Genomic DNA, 1,593 nt, shown 5'->3' with positions numbered 1-1,593 from the left:
CCATCGAAGCGGGACTGGCGGGTAAACCCGTAGAGCAAGCCACCCTAGAATCGGTGCTCTCTGGCAACCTTGGGGATGAAACCATTAAAGGGAAACGAGATAACCATAAATGCGGTTTAGATCTGACTTTGTCCGTATCTAAAGGCTTCTCCATTGCAGCATTAGGTGGTGGTGATATGCGCTTACTCGGCATACTCAAGGACGCCGTTAAGTTTGTCGCCGATGAAATTGAAAAAGACACCGCACAAGTCACGTCAACCAATAAAGAAGGGGAACGTGAATACATCAATACAGGTAACATGATTTTCGCAGCTATTGGCCATAAGACCAGCCGTGAAAACGACATGCAGCTTCATTACCACTTATTAGCGCCAAATATGACACGAGATCAGGATGGACAACTTCGCTCACTCGCTTCAACCATTAAGCAAAAAGGGGGCGTGATTAACGGGACTGGCGAGCGCATCTATAACTTCCAAAAATATTACACGGCGTTATTTCACAGCAAAATAGCGCATGACGTTGAAGGCATTGGATATCAAACCCATGGGCTAGGCAATGGACAGATAGACATATCTGGTGTACCGCAACCTCTCATCGAAAACTCTTCCACTCGAACGCAGCAAATCAACCAACAAGCCTTAAACTTTGGAGACACACAAGCAGCAAGGGATATGGCAGCACTTGATACACGCAAAAGTAAAACTTACCTGAGCACCGGTGAGCTCACCACAAAGTGGCAGCAACAAATTAAAGATATGGGGTACAAGCCCGAAGAGTTGGTAAAGAATGCACAACAATTCACTAAACAAGAATTTCAGCCAGCCTTAATCGCTCAAGAAGCCCTGGCACGAGCTGTTTCTCATCTTGAACAAAACAATACAGCCCTTCGCTTGGAAAAAGTCGTTGAATTGGCCGTTTCTGACTTTACCAAAGGGGGTATTCAAGCCAATGCCATTGAAGTAAAAACCATCGCCGATGAATGGATTAAAAATGGCACACTCATACCTTTAGGAGAGAAAGGGCAATACACCACCAAAGGCTTAATTGATAACGAGAAAGCGCTTATCGACAGCACACAAGGACGGGCACATCACATGCGTACCCACGTTGAATCGAACACGCTCAACAAGCTCGCTATCCCTGAAAACCAGCAGCGCATCTTGACCGACCTGTACCAATCCACCAAACAGTTCCATGTGGTCAATGTACACGGCTCATCACAAGATATTGCGCAACTGCTACTCAATGTAGGCAATCACAGTGGTAAACGCGTCCAGTTCGTCTCACAAAGCGCCAAAACAAAAGCGGAAGGGATGGAGAGCCTACAGCGACAAAGCAAAACGCTTGGCGCGTGGATAGCCAATACCTTCTCACCAGAGCAGCGCCACACCACCCACAGCTTATTGCAAAGCGATACGCCGCTGACCAATAAAGACGTCTTGCTCATTGATGACGCCAATAAGATGAGCGCGAATGAATTGTTAGCCCTCACCGATAAAGCCAAACAATCGAGCAGTAAAGTAGTGATGCTTAACCGCGTATCAAGCCGTCAGGGATTTAAAGCCAATAACGCTATCTCGCTGTATCAAA

General features: G+C 46.6%; 1 protein-coding gene. It reads left to right on the top strand.

Annotated elements, in window-relative coordinates:
- Nucleotides 1-1,593, top strand: a 1,593-nt coding sequence (gene mobF / locus AB6D80_RS24940; RefSeq protein WP_371729371.1) for a MobF family relaxase, incomplete at both ends; no start/stop codon positions are given.

Origin of the sequence: Vibrio sp. 10N.247.310.17 (assembly GCF_041466605.1) — a bacterium.
Classification (GTDB): domain Bacteria; phylum Pseudomonadota; class Gammaproteobacteria; order Enterobacterales; family Vibrionaceae; genus Vibrio; species Vibrio tasmaniensis_A.
This window is presented reverse-complemented; position numbering and strand designations above follow the sequence as displayed.